This window comes from Paenibacillus campinasensis, assembly GCF_002272015.1.
GTDB lineage: Bacteria > Bacillota > Bacilli > Paenibacillales > Paenibacillaceae > Paenibacillus_AQ > Paenibacillus_AQ campinasensis.
The window spans coordinates 1-348 of record NZ_NPBY01000149.1 but is presented as its reverse complement, the minus strand read 5'-3'; the positions used below and the strand labels follow the sequence as shown (position 1 = coordinate 348).

Annotated in this window: 1 protein-coding gene; it reads left to right on the top strand. The window is 57.2% G+C overall.

All coding sequences use genetic code 11. From position 1 onward, the window contains the following. A partial coding sequence (locus tag CHH67_RS25810; protein ID WP_179292229.1) for a transposase occupies nt 1–348 on the top strand: 348 nt, incomplete at both ends.

Here is a 348-nt window from a genome sequence, read left to right as displayed (position 1 = left end):
TGGCCAGACGGTTTCGTTTGCCCTCGCTGTGACCATACCGGGTGCAGTCGTCTGAACTCCCGGCGTGTCCCGTTGTTCGAGTGCGGACGGTGCAAGCATCAGACATCGGCTTTGGTGGGCACGATTTTTGAAGGAACCCGGCTGCCCTTGCTCAAGTGGTTCATGGCTCTGGATCTGTTCCTGCTCCCGGATGGCATCTCCGCAATGCGGCTCAGTCAAGTGATTGACGTCACTTACAAGACCGCCTGGTTAATGCTGCACAAAATTCGTCATGCTGCCCTTCACTTCGATGCGCGGGAGCTGCTCTACGGCGACGTGAAGGTGAACAGCGATCAGTACGGCCGCAAT